Genomic DNA, 4,992 nt, shown 5'->3' with positions numbered 1-4,992 from the left:
TGGTACTGCACTCGACAGGGTGTGGGAGAGTAGGACACCGCCGAACATACGTTGCGAATGCCTCGCACCACGATCTCGAAAGAGATTGCGGTGCGGGGCATTTCGCATTTCCGGGGCAGACGCATCGGCTCGCCGGCGGCGCCCGCGATCCGGCCCGCCTACTCGTCGTAGAGGCTGCCGAACTCGTGCGCCTGGACGAGTCGCTTGGGTGCGGTCAGGCACCAGGCCTCGGTGACCAGTTCCAGCAGTTCGTCGGCTTCGATCTTCGCCAGCTGCACCACGACCCAGCCGAACTGGCTGGTGGTGAACTGAACCTCGAAAACCTCGGGTCGCTCGGCCACCAGGGCGATCTGCTCGTCCAGTGTCGTCTTCAGTCCCACCGTCTCCGTCTTCTCCCACACGTAGCCGAAGCCCTTGCCGCACACCTTGAGACCGATCCAGCTCCCTCCGGGGCTCTGCACGGTCTCGGGCAGCGTGTCCAGCATGGTCAAGAACTCGTCGACGGTGACAGCCATGCCCCACGTCTACCAGAGGGGACCGACAGGCGAACGCACCTGCGGCCCACGATCGCTCGGCGGTCGCTGGCGCTAGCTCACGGTGACGGGTGTGGCCAGCCTCGTCGGCGCGGCGCGGCCGCGCAGGACCACGGAATCCCCCAGGGTCCACCGCCGGGAGACGGCGGGTGCGGCGGCGGCGACCGTCCGTTCCGACGCGACCAGCGACCCGGGCACGGACTTGGCGAGCTCGCACAGGCGAGCGGCCTCGTTCACCGGGTCGCCGATGACGGTGTACTCGAAGCGGTTCCGAGCACCGATGTTGCCCGCGACCGCGATTCCGGCCGCCACTCCGATCGCGGCGCTGCAGTCCGGCACCTCGTCGAGGAGCCGGTCCCGGATCCGTCGTGCCGCGGCGAGCGCACTACCCTCCGGGTCGTCGAGCTCGGCTGGGGCGCCGAAGATGGCGAGGGCGGCATCGCCCTCGAACTTGTTGATCAGGCCGCCGTGCGTGTCCACCTCGTCGACGACCACCGCGAAGAACCGGTTGAGCAGTTCGACGACCTCCTTCGGGGGCCGGGTGGCGGCCAGCTGGGTGGAACCGACGAGATCGATGAAGAACACGGCGATCTGCCGTTCCTCGCCGCCCAGTTCGGGGTTCCGGGCGATCGCGGCCTCCGCGACGTCGCGTCCGACGTGTCTGCCGAACAGCTCCTGGATGCGTTCGCGCTCCCGCAGACCCTCGGCCATTCGGTTGAACCCGCTCTGCAGCTCGCCGAGTTCGGTGCCGTCGTAGACCACCACGGCTGCGTCGAGGTCACCCTGCTCGATCCGGGCCATCGCGCCTCGCACCGCCCGGATCGGGTCGACCGTCGCACTCAGGCCGAGCAGGGTCAGGGCGAAACCGCAGACCAACGTGACACCCCCGATGGCGAGGATCGTCGCGTTCACCTGGGTGGCGTTCACGTCCCGTCTCGCCAGGCTGAAGACGGCCACCAGCATCAAGCCGAACACCGGAACCCCGGTGCCGAGCACCCAGGCGAGCAGTCCGCGCCCGGTGACGCCTGCGATGCGTACCCGCCGCGGGTCGCCGGCCTCGAGGGCGCGAGCGGCCGCCGGACGCAGCGAGAACTCGCTGAGCAGATAGCAGAAGGCGCACACGGTGACCGCGCCCATCGCGATGGTGAACGCGACCTTCGGGATGGTGGCCGGTTCGATGAGCCCGTACACAGTGGTGAACAGTGCCAGTCCGCCCGACCACAGCACGATCTGGATGACCGTCAGTCGCCAGGGCATCGCCAACGCGCCGGCCGCCTCCCGGCGGGTCGGGGTTCGACCCTCCACGGCCCAGCGCAGGCCGCGAATCCCCATCAGGGTGCCCCACAGGGTCCCGATGAGCAGCGCGACGGCGATGTATACCGGCCCGATCACGGCGGTGACGATCCGGAACTCCGGCTCGAACAGATCCGGACCCGGAATCACGACCACGAACAGCGCGCCGACCAGGAGGGCGCCGATCAGGTTGGCCAGCATCAGCGAGGCGGTGAGCAGAACCTGGACGCGGACCCGGCGGACGCGTGGGCTCTCGTCCACGGTGCCGAGGATCGGCGACCCGAGCGGTGCGGCGGAGCGGCGGATAGGGCGCATGGTGTGCTCACAGTAGCGGCGGTGACCCGGGGGAGGGCGGTGTCACGTGGTCGGGCATGCGGGAGTCGGTGCGGTCGTGTTCTAGGGTGGTGGCCGTGCGTCTCGTGATTGCCAGCTGCCAGGTCGACTACGTCGGACGACTCACCTCCCATCTGCCGAAGGCCCGCAGGCTCCTGCTGGTCAAGTCGGACGGTTCGGTGAGCATCCACGCGGACGACCGCGCCTACAAGCCACTCAACTGGATGAGCCCGCCGTGCTGGCTGGTCGAGGACGGCGGCGACGACGGCAAGTCCCTGTGGGTGGTGACCAACAAGGCCGGCGAGGAGCTTCGCATCACGATCGACGAGGTCGAGCACGATTCCTCGCACGAGCTCGGCGTCGACCCCGGTCTGATCAAGGACGGTGTCGAGGCGCACCTGCAGGAACTGCTCGCCGAACACGTGGAGACCCTCGGCGACGGGTACAGCCTCGTACGCCGGGAGTACATGACCGCCATCGGCCCGGTCGACCTGCTGTGCCGCGACGCCGACGGCGGCTCGGTGGCGGTCGAGATCAAGCGGCGCGGTGAGATCGACGGCGTCGAGCAGCTGACCCGGTACCTCGAACTGCTCAACCGCGATCCGTTGCTGGCGCCGGTGCGGGGCGTGTTCGCCGCGCAGCAGATCAAGCCGCAGGCGAAGACGCTGGCGGAGGATCGCGGAATTCGTTGCCTGACTCTCGATTACGAGGCGTTGCGCGGTATCGAGAGCACGGAGTTCCGGCTGTTCTGAGTGGTCCGCCCACCGTTCGCGAGTCGGACGCCGGATAGGCTGTCACCATGCCCCGCCGCAACCAGCACCGCTCCTCGGACCGGCCCGCGCCCGTCGGGTTGAACGGGCCGCGGGTGGAGTCGGGACCGGCAGGCTACGACGGCGAGCAGTTCCTGGTGCGGCAGGTGCCGGGCGCCCGGGCCACCAAGACCTACCGGTGCCCGGGCTGCGACCACGAGATCAGGCCCGGGGTCGCGCACCTGGTGGCCTGGCCGGCGGACGGGCTCGGTGGGGCCGAGGACCGCCGGCACTGGCACACCGGATGTTGGAACGGTCGCGGATCACGGGGAATTACCCGACGCTGGTCGTGACCGACTTCTGCGGGGCGTCGCTGTCCGCCGCTTCGTCCTTCTCGTTCTCGTTCTCGTCCGAGTCCTGCGCGTCGCCCTTGGAGGGCACACCGTCGAGCAGTTCGCCCTCGCGGTTGACGGAGGCGAGCATGGCGGGCACCGAGTCCAGCTGACCGCGAATTCCCAAGAGCTGCGCCAACACCCGGCCACGCAGCACTCGGAGTTCCTCGGCGAGTTCCTTCGCGTGCGCGATCCGCTTCTCGGCCTGCTCGGTCGCGGTCTGCAGACGTCGACGGGCCTCGTTGGTCGCGTCGGTGACCCGGCGCTCGGCCTCGGCCTTGCTGGTGGTCTCGAGCTCCTCGACCGCGGCGACGACCGTGGTGCGCCGCTCCGTCATGGTGATCTCGAAGTCCTGCTGGATCCGGGCGCGCTTGGCGTCGGACTCCGCCTCGAGCCGGGCCGCCTCGGACTGCGCGGCCTCGACCGTCCGCGCCGCCTCGGTGCGGGCGCTGGCCATCGTCTGCTCGTGCTCGGTCTCCATCGCCGACCGGCGATCGGCGAGTTCGGCCAGCTTCGACTCGTACTTGCCGCGCAGCGCCGCGGCGTCCTGCTCGGCGATCGAGACCATCTCGGCGGACTCGGCCTGGGCCTTCGCCCGCACCTCGGACGCCTCGTCCGAGGCCAGTCGCAGCATCCGGGAGATGCGCTCGCTCATGCCCTCCGCGGTGGTCGGGGGCACCGACAGCCGGTCGACGTCCTTGCGGAGATCGTCGATCTCGTCACGTGCGTCCTCGAGCTGGTGCGCCAGGTCGCGCGCCTGCGCCGCGGCGGCGTCGCGGTCGGTCGCGGTGACGCGCAGTTCCGCGTCGAAGCGATCGAAGAAGTTGCGAACCTCGTCCTTGTCGTAGCCCTTTCGCACAATGTTGAAGGGCAGGGGGACGGGACCGCGGTCGTGCTCGTTGGACATGGTCAATAACCTACCGTGGCTGGGATGTCGGGTCGATGCTCGGAGATCAGTGTGACGGAATCGCGGCCGGCTCGACGAGCTCGACGAGGACACCGCCCGCGTCCTTCGGGTGCATGAAGTTGATCCGCGAGTCCGCGGTGCCGCGGCGCGGTGCGTCGTAGAGCAACCGGACGCCGCCCGCGCGCAGACGCGCCGAGATCGCGTCGAGGTCGGTCACCCGGTAGGCCATCTGCTGGATGCCCGGGCCGCTGCGGCCGATGAACTTCGCGATCGTGGACTCCTCGTTCAGCGGGGCGAGGAGCTGGATCGCGGTCGAGCCCTCCGGGCTGCCCGGCACCGACAGCATGGCCTCCCGAACACCCTGCTCCTCGTTGACCTCTTCGTGGGTCGAGACCAGTCCGAGGTGCTCGCCGTACCACGCGATCGCCGCGTCGAGATCGGGGACCGCGATACCGACGTGGTCGATGGCCGTGACGAGCTCGGAGGCCAGGGGAGAAGTCGCTGCACTGGGGGCGGAGTGTGTCATGCCACAGACGGTAGCGCTACCGTTTGGTGAGACCGCGACGGGATGTGACTTCGGACGCTCCTGCCGGGTCGATCCCGCCGCAGTTGATCGTTGGAGGAAAACCGTGAGCAGTTCTGTCATCGTCGCCGGAGCCCGTACCCCCGTGGGCAGGCTCCTCGGATCGCTGAAGGACTTCTCCGGGTCCGATCTCGGCGGCATCGCGATCAGGGGTGCCCTCGACAAGGCGGGTGTCGCGCCGGAGCAGGTGCAGTACGTGATC

Annotated in this window: 6 protein-coding genes and 1 pseudogene; 3 read left to right on the top strand and 4 right to left on the bottom strand. The window is 69.2% G+C overall.

The window, feature by feature from the left end:
• Nucleotides 1–158 precede the first annotated feature (158 nt).
• Both ACFVH2_RS24880 and ACFVH2_RS24875 read right to left on the bottom strand, forming a co-directional pair.
• Complete coding sequence (locus tag ACFVH2_RS24880) at nt 159–515, bottom strand: MmcQ/YjbR family DNA-binding protein (protein ID WP_378428673.1); 357 nt, start codon at nt 513–515, stop codon at nt 159–161.
• A 72-nt stretch (nt 516–587) separates the two neighbouring features.
• Nucleotides 588–2,141, bottom strand: coding sequence for an adenylate/guanylate cyclase domain-containing protein (locus tag ACFVH2_RS24875; protein WP_378428675.1), 1,554 nt, complete (start codon nt 2,139–2,141; stop codon nt 588–590).
• A gap of 95 nt (nt 2,142–2,236) precedes the next feature.
• On the opposite strand from ACFVH2_RS24875, the gene nucS reads away from it, so the two are divergent.
• On the top strand, nt 2,237–2,911 hold the full coding sequence (gene nucS, locus ACFVH2_RS24870; protein WP_378428677.1) for an endonuclease NucS: 675 nt from the start codon (nt 2,237–2,239) through the stop codon (nt 2,909–2,911).
• 47 nt (nt 2,912–2,958) lie between these two features.
• The gene (locus ACFVH2_RS24865; protein WP_378428679.1) at nt 2,959–3,261 is read left to right on the top strand and encodes an ATP/GTP-binding protein; all 303 of its coding nucleotides are present in this window, start codon (nt 2,959–2,961) and stop codon (nt 3,259–3,261) included.
• Here ACFVH2_RS24865 and ACFVH2_RS24860 read toward each other — a convergent pair.
• Together ACFVH2_RS24860 and mce are read right to left on the bottom strand one after the other, a co-directional pair.
• On the bottom strand, nt 3,242–4,207 hold the full coding sequence (locus ACFVH2_RS24860; RefSeq protein WP_378428681.1) for a hypothetical protein: 966 nt from the start codon (nt 4,205–4,207) through the stop codon (nt 3,242–3,244). The two genes, ACFVH2_RS24865 and ACFVH2_RS24860, sit on opposite strands and share 20 nt — an antisense overlap.
• Nucleotides 4,208–4,253: 46 nt before the next feature.
• On the bottom strand, nt 4,254–4,733 hold the full coding sequence (gene mce / locus ACFVH2_RS24855) for a methylmalonyl-CoA epimerase (protein WP_378428683.1): 480 nt from the start codon (nt 4,731–4,733) through the stop codon (nt 4,254–4,256).
• A gap of 103 nt (nt 4,734–4,836) precedes the next feature.
• On the opposite strand from mce, the pseudogene ACFVH2_RS24850 reads away from it, so the two are divergent.
• Nucleotides 4,837–4,992, top strand: a pseudogene (locus tag ACFVH2_RS24850) (acetyl-CoA C-acyltransferase); the annotation flags it as partial.

The sequence above is a fragment of the Rhodococcus sp. NPDC127527 genome (assembly GCF_042672245.1).
In the GTDB taxonomy this organism is placed as follows: Bacteria; Actinomycetota; Actinomycetes; order Mycobacteriales; family Mycobacteriaceae; genus Rhodococcus_G.
The sequence above is the reverse complement of the archived record's forward strand: the minus strand, read 5'-3'. Positions and strand labels throughout refer to the sequence as shown.